This is a genomic window from Echinicola rosea, assembly GCF_005281475.1.
Taxonomy (GTDB): Bacteria; Bacteroidota; Bacteroidia; order Cytophagales; family Cyclobacteriaceae; genus Echinicola; species Echinicola rosea.
The window spans coordinates 325,737-341,917 of sequence record NZ_CP040106.1 but is presented as its reverse complement, the minus strand read 5'-3'; the positions used below and the strand labels follow the sequence as shown (position 1 = coordinate 341,917).

Annotated in this window: 14 protein-coding genes; 11 read left to right on the top strand and 3 right to left on the bottom strand. The window is 42.7% G+C overall.

The window, feature by feature from the left end; translation table 11 throughout:
- Positions 1 to 138: 138 nt before the first annotated feature.
- The 7 genes from FDP09_RS01570 (at position 139) to FDP09_RS01540 (ending at position 8,267) form a co-directional block, all read left to right on the top strand.
- Positions 139 to 987, top strand: coding sequence for a LytTR family DNA-binding domain-containing protein (locus tag FDP09_RS01570; RefSeq protein ID WP_137400980.1), 849 nt, complete (start codon positions 139 to 141; stop codon positions 985 to 987).
- Between the two features lie 117 nt (positions 988 to 1,104).
- On the top strand, positions 1,105 to 1,728 hold the full coding sequence (locus tag FDP09_RS01565) for a hypothetical protein (protein ID WP_137400979.1): 624 nt from the start codon (positions 1,105 to 1,107) through the stop codon (positions 1,726 to 1,728).
- A 5-nt stretch (positions 1,729 to 1,733) separates the two neighbouring features.
- A complete protein-coding gene (locus FDP09_RS01560; protein WP_137400978.1) occupies positions 1,734 to 2,915 on the top strand; it encodes a serine hydrolase domain-containing protein in 1,182 nt (393 codons plus the stop codon).
- 711 nt (positions 2,916 to 3,626) lie between these two features.
- Positions 3,627 to 4,496, top strand: coding sequence for a sce7726 family protein (locus tag FDP09_RS01555; RefSeq protein ID WP_137400977.1), 870 nt, complete (start codon positions 3,627 to 3,629; stop codon positions 4,494 to 4,496).
- Between the two features lie 9 nt (positions 4,497 to 4,505).
- The gene (locus tag FDP09_RS01550; RefSeq protein WP_137400976.1) at positions 4,506 to 5,441 is read left to right on the top strand and encodes a sce7725 family protein; all 936 of its coding nucleotides are present in this window, start codon (positions 4,506 to 4,508) and stop codon (positions 5,439 to 5,441) included.
- A gap of 1 nt (position 5,442) precedes the next feature.
- Positions 5,443 to 6,462 (top strand): RES family NAD+ phosphorylase, encoded by a 1,020-nt coding sequence (locus FDP09_RS01545; RefSeq protein ID WP_137400975.1) that lies wholly within the window; start codon positions 5,443 to 5,445, stop codon positions 6,460 to 6,462.
- Positions 6,463 to 7,172: 710 nt separating this feature from the next.
- Positions 7,173 to 8,267, top strand: a complete 1,095-nt coding sequence (locus FDP09_RS01540) for a lipid II:glycine glycyltransferase FemX (RefSeq protein WP_137400974.1) — start codon at positions 7,173 to 7,175, stop codon at positions 8,265 to 8,267.
- 113 nt (positions 8,268 to 8,380) lie between these two features.
- On the opposite strand, the gene FDP09_RS01535 is transcribed toward FDP09_RS01540, so the two are convergent.
- Genes FDP09_RS01535 through FDP09_RS01525 form a run of 3 tightly spaced genes read right to left on the bottom strand, consistent with a single transcriptional unit; the run spans position 8,381 to position 12,054 of the window.
- Positions 8,381 to 9,274, bottom strand: coding sequence for an SMP-30/gluconolactonase/LRE family protein (locus FDP09_RS01535; RefSeq protein ID WP_137400973.1), 894 nt, complete (start codon positions 9,272 to 9,274; stop codon positions 8,381 to 8,383).
- 40 nt (positions 9,275 to 9,314) lie between these two features.
- The gene (locus FDP09_RS01530) at positions 9,315 to 10,379 is read right to left on the bottom strand and encodes an NAD(P)H-dependent glycerol-3-phosphate dehydrogenase (protein WP_137400972.1); all 1,065 of its coding nucleotides are present in this window, start codon (positions 10,377 to 10,379) and stop codon (positions 9,315 to 9,317) included.
- Positions 10,354 to 12,054: a 1-acyl-sn-glycerol-3-phosphate acyltransferase gene (locus FDP09_RS01525; RefSeq protein WP_137400971.1), complete on the bottom strand. Its 1,701-nt coding sequence runs from the start codon at positions 12,052 to 12,054 to the stop codon at positions 10,354 to 10,356. The genes FDP09_RS01530 and FDP09_RS01525 overlap by 26 nt, the downstream gene beginning before the upstream one ends.
- 169 nt (positions 12,055 to 12,223) lie before the next feature.
- Here FDP09_RS01525 and FDP09_RS01520 point away from each other — a divergent pair, with 169 nt between their 5' ends.
- The 4 genes from FDP09_RS01520 (at position 12,224) to rsmH (ending at position 16,179) form a co-directional block, all read left to right on the top strand.
- Complete coding sequence (locus FDP09_RS01520; protein ID WP_137400970.1) at positions 12,224 to 13,144, top strand: lipid A deacylase LpxR family protein; 921 nt, start codon at positions 12,224 to 12,226, stop codon at positions 13,142 to 13,144.
- 247 nt (positions 13,145 to 13,391) lie between these two features.
- Positions 13,392 to 14,366, top strand: coding sequence for a polyprenyl synthetase family protein (locus FDP09_RS01515; RefSeq protein ID WP_137400969.1), 975 nt, complete (start codon positions 13,392 to 13,394; stop codon positions 14,364 to 14,366).
- 455 nt (positions 14,367 to 14,821) lie between these two features.
- The gene (mraZ, locus tag FDP09_RS01510) at positions 14,822 to 15,274 is read left to right on the top strand and encodes a division/cell wall cluster transcriptional repressor MraZ (protein WP_137400968.1); all 453 of its coding nucleotides are present in this window, start codon (positions 14,822 to 14,824) and stop codon (positions 15,272 to 15,274) included.
- Positions 15,271 to 16,179 (top strand): 16S rRNA (cytosine(1402)-N(4))-methyltransferase RsmH, encoded by a 909-nt coding sequence (gene rsmH, locus FDP09_RS01505; RefSeq protein ID WP_137400967.1) that lies wholly within the window; start codon positions 15,271 to 15,273, stop codon positions 16,177 to 16,179. Before mraZ ends, rsmH begins: the two co-directional genes overlap by 4 nt.
- Positions 16,180 to 16,181 lie beyond the last annotated feature (2 nt).

Sequence of the window (16,181 nt, the reverse complement as noted above, 5' to 3'; positions counted from 1 at the left end):
CCGCAAGGTTTTTGCTCCGTAGCTAGTTTTGGTTTATGTGGTCAGGAAAGTGCTTCGAAACCGCCACAAGCCATATGCTAAACGTTGGCGGTAATATTGACCCGTCCTGAATAAAAATTTTTCGTAGCCTATAGCCTAATGGAAAGCATCAACCAATATCACAATTATCGTACTATGCTATCAATAAGTACTAAAACCACAAAATACTATCCTGACATCGCTATTTTCCTGATTTTGATACCTGTTATCAGTGCAATCAATTATTACCTGACCTATCCCAAAATCGAATTCAATTGGTATTTAGTCTTTAGATATACCATTGATACACTACAAGGGTATGTCGCATGGTTAGCGGTTAGAAAATTGATATTTTATTTAGACTTAAAACTACCTTATCAAGAAGGTTTGTTGAAGAGAATTTTATGGCAATGGATTACTACCACCTTACTAGGTCTTTTTATCATAGGGGCATCTACTGAGATACTTAGTCTGATTGTTAAGAATCAAACAGCTCCACTTGACTTTTATACAATTGATATGGTTATTATCGGTACTTGGTTCTTTCTAATCAATGCCATTTACCTAGCTCTTTTTTACTACAATACTCTTAAAAATACCGAGTCAAAACTTGTCGCTGAAAAAAAAATGAAAGCCAAAGGATTTAAGGTACAGAAGGGTAAACGGGAGCTGGTATTGGATTTTGAAAATTTGTCAGGATTTTATGTTGATTCCGAATACACGACAATCATAGATAGTAAAGGGAATTCATATTACACCAAGGAATCACTGAACAGCATTATCAAACAAATTCCAGAGGATATCTTTTTTAGATTGAACCGTAAGTTCATTTTAAATCGGGCTACCATCGAAGGATTTGAGCGTATAGAAAATGGAAAACTTTCCATATTGACCAAAGACAATAATGCCTTTCCAACTAAAATCACAGTTAGCCGTGATAAGGCTCCTCTATTTAAAAAATGGCTATGATCGCTATTTTACGTTTCAGATATATATATACCACATTTCACGGTTTTCGGCAATTGAATAATGGGATTTTTCGTTGAGACCCTCCTAAATTTGCGGAATAGAATTAATACAGATCAAATGAAAAAGGTTTTACGTAAAAGATTTATCAGGACATTTATCTTTATAATATTTACTGTTCTGCTAAATATTAAAGGAGTTGCACAGGAAAGGGATTCAAAATTGGATTATAGAAAATTTCCTATTGTTGTTGGTTTACAGTTTCAAAACTTTGCAGTGCCATTTAAAGACATGGGAAGTAACTTCACTCACCCAGGCTTGTATATAGGCTCTGAAATCTCATACAACAAAAAGGAAACATTAATTCAACAAGCCAATATTGGAGCTTATTTAAACCGTGAAATTGGTAATGGAATTTATTTAGGCACTCAGTTTGGATATCGTCCCAAAATCTACAATAATTTTTATGGCGAACTAAAAGCAGGACTCAGCTACCTCAGAGTTTTTCATCCAACACAAGCATATAAATACGTAAATGGAGAATGGAAAGAAATCATTGGAGGAAAATCTCAAATTGGAATTCCAATTGACTTTGGATTTGGATATTCATTTACTTCACAGCTTGGAGAACTCTCTCCCTTTATTTCTTATCAAATAACACCAGCTTTGTTTTACAACGAAACTTTACCAGTAAATATTTACACAAGTTTCTTAGTCGGTTTAAGAATCAAACTTTTAAAATAGAAGCCATGAATTTCACAAAATATTTTATAAAAGCAGTTGTTCTTTCATTATTGGTTTTAATGGGTTGCTCTAAAATGGAGATGGATTTGCCTCATGTAAGCTGTGAAAGTTCTGAAATTATTAACACTAACCATCCCAAAGCAAATTCCTTACAGCAAAAACTTGACGAAATTGTGGCCTTGGGTGTACCAGGTGTCGTTATTGCATTAAAAGATGCAAATGGCACTTGGGCTTCAACATCTGGTTTGTCTAGAATAGAAACCAAAACATCTATGGAAATTTGCCACCTTCAGTTTGGACAAAGTGTTGCAAAAACATATATGGCCACGGCAATATTGCTTTTGTATGAAGACGGGAAAATAGACCTCGATGATAAAATATCAAATTATCTCCCTGAATCCACTTTATCAGGCATTGCCAATGCAAATGAGTCTACCGTTAGAATGCTGTTAAATCATACATCAGGGATTGCGGAATACAATGACAAAGCTAACTATGTAACCTACCTTTTACAGCATCCGCTTCATGTATTTACAACAGAGGATTATTTAGACTATGTAAGAGGTGCTACACCCAAATTTTCGCCTGGAGAGAAACAAAGCTATACGAACACAAATTACGAATTATTAGCATTGATTGCTGACCAAATAACCGGAGACCATAAGAAATATATTCGTGAGAAAATATTAGAAGCACATGGACTAAATAATACTTTTTACTATAACGAAGGTTTTATGGATTACCCCGAATTGGTTAACACTTATTGGGACAGGTATAGTAATGGTGAAATTGAGAATTGCTCAGAAATGCATAGGATTAATGTTGGTTCCCTCATTGGAGATGATGGAATAATTGCCACTCCAATTGATTATATGACCTTTTTGGAAAAGCTTCTGACAAATCAAATTCTATCAGAATCAACAATGAAACAGATGTTAGATTTTATCCAAACAAAACCAGACAGCCCTGATGGTTATGGATTAGGTATTAGTCAAGAGTTTATTAATGGTCATGAGCAATTGGGGCATACAGGTGGTGGTATTGGAGCAGGGTGCATATTGGGTCATTATACTGACAATGACACTTACTTTTTTTTAGCGATAAATTTGGGAGTATCTATAACACCCAAAATTGCAGAACCATTTGAAAAAGTCGCAGATGAGATTTATGATATATTATTAGAATAAATACTACCGCCAACAATGTATAAAAATAATAGCCGAAATAGTAGTGAATTCAAGGGTTGTAGCCCGCTTCAACTTTCTTGTAACTTGAAAGGAAAGTGCCACGCAGTCGGCTACTATTCTTAGTGTGCCAAGAATCAACCACGTCAATAAAAGGTTGAATGCTGTAAATAAGATGATGGTAGGTCCATCAGGGTCGTTGTATAGGCGATGGCTCTAAACCACCTAAAGGTGCTTTGATTAATAGTCTTGGTGCTGAGCGTTTAGGAGAATCTAGTCCAAAGAGGCTAGCAGGTACGAATAAAGGAGTTGAACGAAAGTGAACCATTGAAGAGGTGTCGAGAAGTAGGAACCTCCAGTCAAAAGCTACGAAGTATGATACGGAGTGAAAAGTAATGTTAGCAATAGCATTAATTACAGAGCGAGCCTATTTATTTTCTGTAAGGCTGGCGTCATTCAGATGGCAAGAACTTTATTCAGGCTTATTTACGGAACTTGGGAAACTACACACAAATGCCAAGGGATATAGCTTAAGTTTGTACAATAAGAGCCGTGTGAGGGGAGACTTTCAAGCACGGTTCTGTGAGAGGCTTAGGGTGCAAGTCCCTTTGCCTACTCGATCCCGGAACGTTGTGCTTCATGTCCTACATAGCCGAAGAAACTATCAACCATCAGTAATTATGATACCAATCTATTGTTTTGTAAATTTGCCCCATGAGCTCGACTAGAACTTTCAGCCCTAACCAATTACGGGATTATTCCTCCTTGTTCTCTAGGAGCGCTGTTAAAGAATGGATGAAAGGGAACTTATCATCAATTGATTTCAAGATCAGTAGATACGATCAAAACTGGTATTCAAAGACTAAGAGAACTTATATTGATTACCTAAAATTTATTTACTCTGTTTTAGAGAATCAATATCAAAACGAGTATATCCTCAAAAACTCATTTTTAAATGACTGGCTAATAAAGGAGATGGGAGAAAGCAACTCAGAACTCTATAGTGAATTTAGGATTGGTAATGCAATCGCAGACTTGGTAATGTTTAATGGTATTTCTAGAGCTTTTGAAATTAAAACTGAGCTTGATTCTGATAAACGTTTGAATTCACAATTGGATCAATATCGAAAAGTATTCAATGAAATCTTTTTGATTGTACCAGTTTCGAAGATTAAAGAATATGAAACTTACGATAGTAATGTTGGGATTATTTGCTTTGATATTTTAAGCTCCAAAAAATTTCAATTAGTTAGACCAGCAACCAGAAGTAATCATATTGATGCTGAGTCAATTATGCATATTTTTCATACCAATGAATACAAAGAAATTGTGACTTATTACTATGGTCAGTTACCAGAGGTCACCAGTTTTAACCAATTTGAGGTATGCAAAGGTTTAATATCGGAAATTCCTCAGAATGAACTTAATCAACTTTTCATAAATAAAATGAAGAGTCGTGCAGGTAATTATGACCTGTCAGCACGTTACTACAAGGAGTTCAATCAGCTTAGCTTAGCATTACGTATGAATATGAAAAATAGAAAACACTTATTCTCCATATTAAAAGCGCCTCTTAAAGTTTAAAATTCAATTATGTACTATCCACTCCTTAGAGCTCGGCAATTTGAATTAATTACAATTCGCGAATTGGTAGCTGAGAATGCAATTCAAGACGTTATTACCCCAATTTTTGAACCCGTAAAGGAAACGCATAATAACCTTGATATAGCATTTGGCATATTTCAACAAGGCGCACAATCTGCCTATTTGATTTTAAATCCAGGTTACGGAGAAATGGCTGGAGATGGAACACACTATCTCGATTATTTATTGACAAAAGAACAAGGCACCTATTTACCAGCATTTCGTTACAGGTCTAATGGGGACTACATTCGTAATGCAATCCAAGATTATAATTTGACAGGCTGTTTAATCATTTGTCAAAATGATGTAAACCCCAGTAACCCCGATTTCTCAGAATTAGCAGAATTGGAAGAAGTTGTAGCATTTAATGTTGAGGATCCTGGAAGAAATCGATCATTAAGCAGCTATTTAAGAGACTTAAACAAATTATTTATACGACTTGATGATCCATTCGAGAGACAATTAAGAAATAGTGATTTTTTACCCATAGCGGAGCATCAATTTTCAGAAGAACATCTCTATTTCCAAAATGAGGGTTACTCCGGTTTTTCAGACTATACCGTGTTGCCTAGTGAATTTATTGAAGGAGGAAGCACACCACGTGCAGTTGTCATTCATTTAACCTATTTAAATGAACAAAATCAAATTTGGATTAGACACTTCACATCTGACACCAATGATTCTATTGCCAACGTTCAAGGAAAATTTGCAGAAGCAGCTGCCAAAGCTGTTAATTATTGTCGTGCCAACAGACTTTCAAATTCAGCTCTTGAAGAACTGTTTGACCATTTTGATGAGCAGCATTACCCTGGACTTGGCACGGTTAAAAAGATTTGCATGAAGAATCACATTCTTATTGTTGCGGGATATCTAAGAAGTAGATAAAATGCAAGTCTGTAAAAACTGTTTCTCAGATAAGGAGTTAAGAGCTTTTATTGAATCTTCAAGTAATACAGGTGATTGTGATGTTTGTGATTCAAAGAATATTGCTAATATCGAACTTACAGAGCTTCTTGATTTCTTTCAAGAATTCCTTGAAAATTTTGAGAGAAGTGAAACTGGGGTTCCTTTGAAATCTAAAATACAAGAGAACTGGAGTTTCTTTTCATCTCTTGATGCCGCTTCAAAAATTCTTAACACTGTAATTGGAAGAATAAACACCGAGATTGAAAACTCAAATGACCTAGTTGATTATAAAAATGAAATAGTTTCAAATTATTCCTATTGGAATGAGCTTAAAGAGATTATAAAAACTGAAAGAAGATTCATCCCTGACATTGAAAAAATCGAAGAATTGAGATGGGATGGTTTTTTTAATACACAATATGAATTGACTCCAGATGTGAAGCTTTATCGAGCACGTGTTCATCACAAAAGCGGGAATAAGGTCTATAATGCTGAAGAAATGATGTGTCCCCCTCCTACACTGACTAAAGGAGGAAGGGCAAACCCTGCAGGTATACCTTTTTTGTATTTAAGCGACAATCCAGATACTGTGCTTTACGAAGTCAGAGCTTCTTACTTGGATGAATTAAGCATAGGTGAATTCCACCTTATAGCAGAGAAAAAAACCATTAGAATTGTGGACTTCACAGAGGATACTCCGCTTTTTCAACCTGACCAAAAAATTGAAACTACAATTAAATCAAGGTTATTGAGAGATCTAATAAGCAGAGACCTCTCGAAACCTATGAGAAGGTATGATACAGAAGTAGACTATATTCCTACTCAGTTTATATGCGAATTCATAAAGATTTATACAGGCGCAAGTGGAATTAGATTTAATAGCTCATTGCACCCAGAAGGGAATAACGTTGTCATTTTTGACCAAGATATAATGAAATGTACCAAGGTGACCTTAAAAAAGGTAAGTCTAGTGAACCTTGGATCTACGGACCTTAAATAAAAACACGAAAGCACAATAACTAAGCATTCTGACGGCTGGAACAGCCTAGTCTGAATGCAGTGTTGAACGAGTGGTGCTGGGAATGGGGTGATTATAGGGAAAGCTCTTTTCCCTTTTTATATTTATGGCGGTATGGGGCAAAAAAATACGGTGCTTTTGGAGTGTTAATGGTTGCTATTCAGTGGTAAACTACGAGCAAGCTAGGTAAATTGAGAAGCAGTTTTGTGCCTACTGCACAAGGGGATATAGCAACAGCATAACGTTACCAAGCTTTTATGCCTAGCGGCATAAGATAGTTTGGGCATTGGACCGGTAGGGCGTAGAAAAGTGCCGCAATAATGGTCCGTTAGGAGCAGAAGCTTGGTAAAAGAAAATGAATATTTGGGGGCAAGTAAAATGTATTGGCATGAGGATTTCCCTTCTTGGGGATTGCAAATCCCCCTTTTCAAGAGTTCTTGATTCCAAATCAGGAACAGCATGCGCAGCAGCCAAGGAGAAACGGAATATCATAAGCGAGCAAGGGGCAATTTGACCTTGGATTTTTGCTCGAGCATCGACGTTGGTGTTTTTAGGTTTTCTTCCGAATACCTTGACTCCTAGAAAAGTAAACGAAATATTTTTTGGTGTTTGGATGATTTTTTAGCTTTGCGGCTTGTTTGATGGCGAGCGGGGGCGATGTCTTTCCTGGCCGGTGGAAAAATTGAATAGTGATGACCTGTACTGCGGAGCGAAAATCAGTTGACCAAATCAATACGACCAATATTTTGCCACAGACTCCTTTCTGGGCAAAGGTCAAAAATAAGCAGGGCTTCAAGCCGAACGGCTTTCGGCTGACGGTGTCCAAGGAACTGTTGGAGCCGGATGCCTCCTCTTCCCAGCAGTTGGAAGAGGATTTGCTGATCTTGATCAAGGATATTGGGGAAGGGCATTGTTTTGCTTATGTACCCTATGGTCCCAAGCTGGAGCCTCGGTTTGAGCATCAGGGGCTTTTCTTGGAGAAGCTGTCGGAATCGTTAAAGCCGCATTTGCCAGAAACTTGCGTCTTTATCCGTTACGACCTCCTTTGGGAAAACCAATGGGCCGGTGAGGAGGAGTTTTACGATTCCCAAGGCAATTGGCAGGGGCCGCCGTCTGCGCAGACGCAGGAATTCCGTGTCAATTTCAATACGGACCACTGGAACCTCCGCAAGAGTCCGGGGGATGCTTTGCCGAAAAATACCTTTTTTCTGAATTTGGACCGTGGTTCGGATGAGTTGCTGTACGAGATGCGCTATAATACACGCTACAATATCCGGCAGGCCAGTAAGAAGGGGGTGGAAGTACGTGAGCACGGCGTGGACAAGCTGGATGACTGGTATGCGCTCTATGAAGAAACGGCCCTGCGGAAGGGGATAACCTACCAAACGAAAGATTACTTTTTGGACCTCTTTGCCCATCAGGATGAGGAAGTGCGTGTCTGCCTGTTGATGGCATCACATGAAGGACAGGAGCTGGCTTCGATGCTGCTGGTGCTGAGCCATAAGCGTGCGACTTATCTTTTTGGGGCTTCTGCCTCTGACAAGCGGCAGGCTATGGCGAGCTATGCCCTGCAGTGGGAGGCGATTAAGCGTGCCAAGGAGTTTGGGTGTGAAGCGTATGACATGTTTGGCTGTGCCCCCAACCTGGACCGCTCCCATCCGCTGCATGGGGTCCACCTTTACAAAAAAGGCTTCGGCGGTCAGCTTTTTCACCGGATGGGCTGCTGGGATTACCCGTTTAAGGATGGAGAATATGAGATGTTCAAGGCCCAGGAAATGTATAATTGAGATAAGTACCTCCTCCATTCCCATTCCCTTCGACTCTGTTCAGGGTGACAAGTGTGTTGTACTTCCCCTAACTTAAGAGCATTGAGGGGGCGGGGAGGGTGGAGGACATTGCTTTACTGTATCCCGGCGACATTTAGTTTAAGGGTATATACGGCAGGTCCGGCGGTGATGAAGAGGGTTTTGCGTTCCTTGCCGCCAAAGGTGACATTGGCGGTCCATTTTTGGGGAATGGGAATTTGGCCGATTTGCTCCCCTTCAGGGTTGAAGATCGTCACGCCATTACCCGTAAGGTAGATATTGCCGTTTTCATCGATGGTCATGCCGTCCGATCCCATGTCTGCGAATAATGTAGGTGCACTGAGGTTGCCGTCTTTTTGGATGTCGTAGCGGTAGGTCTTTTTATCGCCGATGTCAGCGATGTAGAGCGTCTTTCCTTTTTTGGTGCCGATGATGCCGTTTGGTCTGACGAAGTGGTCTGCCACCACCTTGATATCTCCCTCTGGGGAACGGTAATAGACACGTTGTTGCTCCATGTCAGGAGCTTGCCGGGTCCAGTATTCCCGCTGATAATAGGGATCCGTAAAGTAGATACCGCCTTTCTTGTCCACCCACAGGTCGTTGGGTCCATTGAAGTTTTTCTGGTCAAAACCATCTGCCAATACGTTGACCTCCTTGTTTTGATCAATTTGCCAAAGCTGGAAGTTTTCATCTGCACAAGCGAGCAAATTGCCTTTATTGTCAAAGTAGAGCCCATTGGCACGACCGGTATCTTCTATGTAGAGATCGATGGTGCCACTTTCAGCCGACCACCGGTAAATGCGGTCATTGGGTTGGTCGGTGAAGTAAACATCTCCATTTGGGGCTACGGCAGGGCCTTCCGTAAACGTGAATTCATCGGATACCAAGGTGGGGGCCGTGCCCGTCAATAGTAGCGTTGATTTGTTTGCAGAGCAGGCCAGTGCTGCCAGCAGGAAGGTAGAAAGGATACTGAATGATAAGGTTTTCATGGGTTTTTTTGCATTCATAAGGGTTCTTATTAGGCAGAGGTTACAAGAAATCAATGTCCACATTGAACGGGTATTTCATCAAGTAGTACAGAGCATCTTCCACCTTGAATCCTTCGAAGAGTACCTTGTACAGGTTTTCGGTGATGGGCGCGCGCATGCCGGTTCCTTCCAGGAAAGTTTGGAGCAACCTTACCGTATTGATTCCTTCCGCCACTTCGTCCATGCTGTCGTTGATGGCGTCGAGTGTTTCGCCTTGGGCGAGTCGATAGCCTACGGTATAGTTTCTGGAGAAGGTAGAACTACACGTGGTGACCAGGTCTCCGATGCCTGCCAAACCTACAAAAGACTGTGTTTGGCCGCCCAGGGCATTGCCCAAGTGGATCATTTCCACCATGCCGCGGGAGATGAGCAGCCCCTTGGCGTTTTCTCCCAGCCCCAGTCCTGCCAAGGCTCCTGAAGCGATGGCGATGGTGTTTTTGAGCACTCCGCTGAGTTCTACGCCGATAATGTCCTGATTGCCATAGACCTGAAAACGATCCGATCTGAGGAGGCGTTGGCCTTCGAGAATGACTTCGTTAAAGCGGCTGGCGACCACCGTGGCGGCAGGCTGGCCTTTGGCGAGTTCTTTGGCCAAATTGGGGCCTGCCAGGCAGCCTACGCGGACCACTACCGTTTCGTTTCGGATCACTTCGCTCATGGTCCAGATGTTTTCGCGGTGGATTTTGGATACGTTGTCCAGGTTTTTTCCTTCGGGGAGGTTGAGCACCAGTCCTTTGGTGCCATGGATGAGGATATGGTAAGGGTGAAGAAAAGGCGCGAATTTTTTCATGACATCCTTAAACCCAGACGAGGATACCACAGGAAACATTACCTCACATGTCTCACAGAGTGTTTGAGGGTCGGTAGTCGCTGTGATGCTTTGGTGCAGGCTCCTGCCTTCAGCGCTGTGCTGATGGTTGATCTCGTCCACGATTTCCTGTTTTCTGGCGTAAACGATGACGTTGTTTTTTTCGGCAAGAATATTGGCGATAGCCGTACCGAAACTGCCAATGCCGATAACGCCCACAGGTTTTTCACTGTTATTTGAAGAGTTTTTCAAGGTCATAACCATCCAGTCTGTTGTGGTAGTAATACAAAAGGCTCATGTCTTGGGTAGTGATGGTATTGTCACCGGTTTTGATCAGTGGTCTTTTGGCGTGATACATGCCGACATTTTCCAGCCCATGGGCAATGATTTTTTCGATGTCCTGCTTCAAGTGCGGTGCCACATGTACGAGGCCTTTTGCCCGGATCTCCATCAAGCGGTTTAGGACCATCTGGCAGGAAGCGCGGAAGTCGCTGTAATCAATGACCAGGTCTTCATCTGGAAGGCGCAGCAAGCTGAAAAGATCCATTTTGCTGTTTTGCTTTTTGATCATCTGAAAGGCCGTAAAGGCCACTAAGTGACTGCTAAAGACACGGTTGATCTTATGGAATTCTTCCACGATACGGTCTCCGAGGATCTGGGTATAGACTTCTTCCCGCTGTGGATCCACGCTGACTTTTCCGTTGGACATGAAATAGTCACGGCAGTCGATCATCCGGCCGTCCCGATCGGTGCTGTTCCCTTCTTTGTCCACGTAGTTGCCGAGGATATCCATTGGCTGTCCGATGGAAACAGAGATGTCGGAGCCTTTGGTGAAGAATTTGACCAGGAACTTTGAGATTTTGTAGGAATTGGAAAACTCATCGGTTTCCTTGTAATATCGCTCCTGTCCGGTAAGGCTGAGGTGTTCGCGGATCAAACTGGGCGCCTCCAAAGTGAAATGGTAGTTGATCGTGACCGGCACGATGAATATTTTGCCACTGATATCGTTGAAGCCTTTTTCGTAATTGGCACGTTGGGCTTCTACGGCCGTGCTGAGCAGTCCCAGTTTGAGTTTGTTTTCGATCCTGCCACTTCTGGAGCGGGTTCCGCCAGGGAAGAACAAACTGTGGCAGCCAAATTGGATGGCTTCGCTGGAATAACTTTTTAAGGTCTCCAGGTACAGCAGGTTTTTCTTTCTCCGGTCCACTTTGTACGCGCCAAGAGCATTCATGAAATAGGCGAAAATCTGGATGTTAAAGAGGTTCAGTCCGGCACCGTAAAGAAATGGAGGCATGCCCAGCGTGCTGATCGTCCAGCCGATAAGGATACTGTCCAGGTTGCTGAAGTGCGTGGGGACCATGACAATGGTGCCCTTGGAGGCCAAATCCCTTAATTGTGCGGTTTCGCCGATGATCTGGATTTTGTCCTGTAGGGTGTATTGTTTGCTGAAGATCGATCCAAGTCCCTTTACCCGAGCGGCATTTAACAATCTGGAAAAGCCGAAGGTGACCATCTTGCGCGTGGCCTTATAATGGCTGTGCTTAAAGTTGCTGGCGATTTCTTCCGAATAGCGTGTAGTGATGCTTTCCAGAATCTTATGGTAAGCGGCTTTTTTATCCTCTTCAGTGGCTTGGCTTTCAAAAGAAATCTGCACCAAGTGGGATTTTACTCCTGTCCAAAATTCTTCTTCATCATCAGGATCCACGAGCCACGGATTTTGTTTGATACGCAGCTTTTCGCGGTAAAGCGTGGTCTCCAGTTCTTCCTTGAGCAAGTCGAGGTTGTTGCCCGTCATGCTGATGATTTTATCTTTGCTGAAGGTCGCCACGTTTTGGACAAAGTCCTTACGGCTTTTGGCTAACTTCACCACGGGCCATTCATCTTTCCGGGGAAGAATCGGGTCGTATTTTTGTTTGATATAATCGTCAGTCAAGGGGATTTTCGTTGATGATTTTTCAAAGATAGTGAAAAAATGAAGCTTTGGTAGTGAGGTGAATTATTATGGAAGCTTTATCTTGATAATCAACAAATTTGCGTAAATGTAACCAGAGTAAAGTTTTTTTAATAATTTAACAGCTGATCGCCTAATAATCGCTAAAAAATTGAAGGAGCTCAAAATAATCTTCTTTTTTTCATGTTTCTTGAGTTTGGTTGCTCCTTTTTCCTTTGGGCAAACGGACACGGGAGCCATAAGAAAACACCAGTTTTACTTACGTGTCGATAATGATGCATTGGCGTTTTCCCATTTTGACCGTTATTATACCAACGGGGCTTTTTTTGGGTACAGCCATTACTTGTCCAAGAAAAGCAGGCTACATGTGACCATTTCCCAGCAGATTTATACTCCCGAGCGGTACACTTCAAATGACATCAGCGTTTATGATCGTCCATATGCAGGGGTGCTGTATGGTGAAGCGGGTTACCAGCACTTCCTCAGCAGAGGGTGGTTGTCGGGAAATTTGCTTTTGGGAAGAATAGGGCCAGGTTCCAAAGCGGAAGACGTACAGGTGTGGTACCATACCCTTTTTGGATTTCCGCAGCCAAGGGGCTGGCAGTACCAGATCCAAAACAGTGCTTTGGTGAATGTCAAGCTTGAAGGTGCTGTGAATGTATTTAGGGAGGGGAGTGTGGATTTTTGGCTTCAGCCAAGGGTCGCACTGGGAAATTACGATCGTAGCCTGGGGATCACGCCTTCTTTTAGGATTGGGAAGTTTAATCGTGCCTCGGAGAGTTTTATTGCGGGGAGTCGCGTGGGAGTGAGTGGTAAAAGGGAACTTTATTTCCAAGGTGGAGCGAGCTTTAAACGGGTGTACTGGAATGCTACCTTGCAGGGGACCAAACGGACCTATGCACTTGATTTGGCGACGATGGATCCGGTAAAGCATGTCAACGAGTTTTTTGGTCAGTTGGTGCTGGCGTATCCAAAAGTGGGGTTTTCCTACCGGTTCTTTTACAGGACGCAAGAAACCTCACTGGCAGAAGGGCAATTTTTAGGAAGTTTGTATTTTTATTACACCTTTTGAAATTGGCCCACTGGGTAGAGTGCTGCTGGGAATGAAATTCCTATTTCCGAAAAAAAATGCTCGGACCTATGGCTGAGGTGTGTTCGGGTAGATTTTTGGGGAGCAGGCTGTTTTTGGGAGCCTTACATTCGAAAGGTGTCAAAAGCGACATTGAAACCTAATATCCGTTCATTTATCTCATGAATATTCGGACGCACCATTTTGTCAATGGCTTATTTGATTGTATTATTGCATCTCCAAAATAGTGATGAAGCCAGACCTCAAACAAATACAAGCCCCCATTGCGGAGGAAATGATCGACTTCGAGAAGAAGTTTCGTTCTTTTATGAAGAGCAAGGTCAAGCTTTTGGATCACATTACGGGCTACATTGTCAAGCGCAAGGGGAAGCAGATGCGGCCCATGTTTGTGTTTCTCACGGCAGGAGTTACAGGAGGAGTCACTGAATCCACTTACCGCGGAGCTGCGCTGATTGAATTGTTGCATACCGCGACGCTCGTACATGACGACGTGGTGGATGATGCCAACTACCGTCGGGGATTTTTTTCGGTCAATGCACTGTGGAAAAACAAGATTGCCGTTTTGGTGGGGGATTATTTATTGTCAAGGGGCTTGCTACTCAGTGTTGACAATGGTGATTTTGACCTGCTGAAAGAAGTTTCCAATGCTGTGCGGGAGATGAGTGAGGGGGAGTTGTTACAGATCGCCAAAGCGCGTAATCTTGACATCACAGAAGACGTTTACTATACCATTATCAGGCAAAAAACCGCCAGTTTGATTGCTTCGTGCTGTGCAGTAGGAGCGCTTACATCTGGTGCGGACAGCGCTACCGTGGAGCGAATGCGGGAGTTTGGGGAGAAAGTGGGAATGGCTTTTCAGATCAAGGATGATCTTTTTGATTATGGTGAGGACGAGGTAGGAAAGCCCGTTGGGATCGATATCAAGGAAAAGAAAATGACGCTACCGCTGATCTATGCCCTAAATCACGCCAGCTGGGCGGACAAGAAGCGCATTATTTACCTGATTCGTAACAGAAATGAGAATAAAAAGGCTGTCAATCAGGTGATTGCGTTTGTGAAAGCTTCAGGTGGGCTGGAGTATGCGCAAGAAGTAATGACCCGTTTTTTTGAAGAGGCTTTGGCGGTTTTGGAAGACCAGCCTGCCTCAGAATATAAAGAATCTTTGGCCAATTTGGTGAAATATACCATTGAGCGTAAAAAGTAAAGTAGTTAATTGTGTAGCACAATTCGTTTTTTGTGTATGAACAACAGGTGATTTTTACATGATTTTGTTGTTTTTTTGTTAACTTTTTAAAAGTAATTGTCGTGTGCTTTTTCTCAAAAAAGAAACCATAAATGGGAAATTTTAGAATTCTATGGGAAATCCCCCCACTAGATGTGGAATCGCTTTGTTTGTAGCTTTTATAAATTCTTGATTTTTTGCATAAATCCTCCTCTATTTGCAAAATAAGCCCTTTTTAGCTGCTGTGTATCCTTGTTGGTTTATGCCGTAACATGGTGGGAATCAGTTGATAACTTATATATTTTTTTGTATAATTATTGGGAAAAATTAAACTTTTGGATACATTTATAAAGAAGTGGGAAAAAGTGGGGAAAGGTGGTGGATTGTGTGATTGCTTTTATTACTTTTGTATTTGAAGAAGATCGATCGATAGAAACATGGGGAATTTCTCTAGCGAATATTACTGCAAGCTTGACGCCAAAGGACGTCTGGTTTTGCCGGCCAAATTGAAGGCGGCATTACCGGAGACTTTTGGTAACGAGCTGGTTATGCGCAGGGGGTTTGACCCATGTTTGGTGCTCTATCCCATGAACGAGTACCGTAAATTGGACAATAAAGTGTCTGCATTGGATGACTTTGACCCTAAGCAAAGGAATTTCAAGCGGAGCTTTTACCGAGGCAACACAGAAATAGAACTGGATGCAGCGGGTAGGTTTTTGATCCCTAAGCCATTGCTGGGGTTTGCCGGTATAAGCAAGGAAGTCATTGTGGTGGGGATGGGAAAGACCATTGAGATCTGGGATCCTGAACGATATGACAATTTCTTGATAAACGATCCCGAAGTGTTTGCCGATCAGGCGAGAGAGTATTTGTCAGATGCTAACAAATGAGTGCAACAGCGTACCATATTCCCGTAATGCTCCGCGAGTGCTTGGAGGGCTTGGCTATTCGCCCGGACGGGGTCTATGTGGACCTGACCTTCGGCGGCGGTGGCCATACCAAAGAAATTCTCAAGCATTTAGGGCCAGAAGGTAGGCTCTATGGGTTTGATCAGGATGAGGATGCTGCTGCAAATGCCCCCGATGACGACCGGTTTACCTTTGTGCAGGCCAATTTTAGGGACCTGACCAGGTACCTCCGGCTGTACGGCGTGAGCAAAGTGGACGGGATATTGGCCGATCTTGGGATTTCCTCCCACCAGATCGATAAACCTTCAAGAGGGTTCAGTACCCGTTTTGAGGGGAGCTTGGACATGCGCATGAACCAGTTGGGCGGTCTGTCTGCCCGTGATGTTCTGAATACTTATGAGGAGGCAGCTCTTCATAAGCTTTTTGGGATGTATGGTGAGGTGCGAAATGCCAAGTCCCTAGCGCAGGCGGTGGTGTCAGCACGGGCGGCCAAGCCTTTTGAAACGACGGAGCAGTTTAAGCAAGTGCTGCAACAATTGGCACCGAGGGGGCGGGAGTTTAAATATTTTGCCCAGGTATTTCAGGCCCTGCGGATCGAGGTGAATGATGAGATGGGCGCCCTGGAAGATATGCTGGAACAGACGGTAGAGGTGCTCAAGCCTGAAGGAAGACTGGTGGTGATGAGCTATCATTCCCTGGAGGACCGCATGGTAAAGAACTTCGTCACAAAGGGGAAATTTCAGGGAGAGGTAGAAAAGGATTTTTACGGAAACCTGATTCGTCCGCTGGAGCCGGTAAGCCGAAAGGCCATTCAGGCCCAGCCCGAGGAGCTTGCCAAGAATAACCGTGCAAGAAGTGCGAAGTTGAGAATTGCAAAAAAAGTATAGAC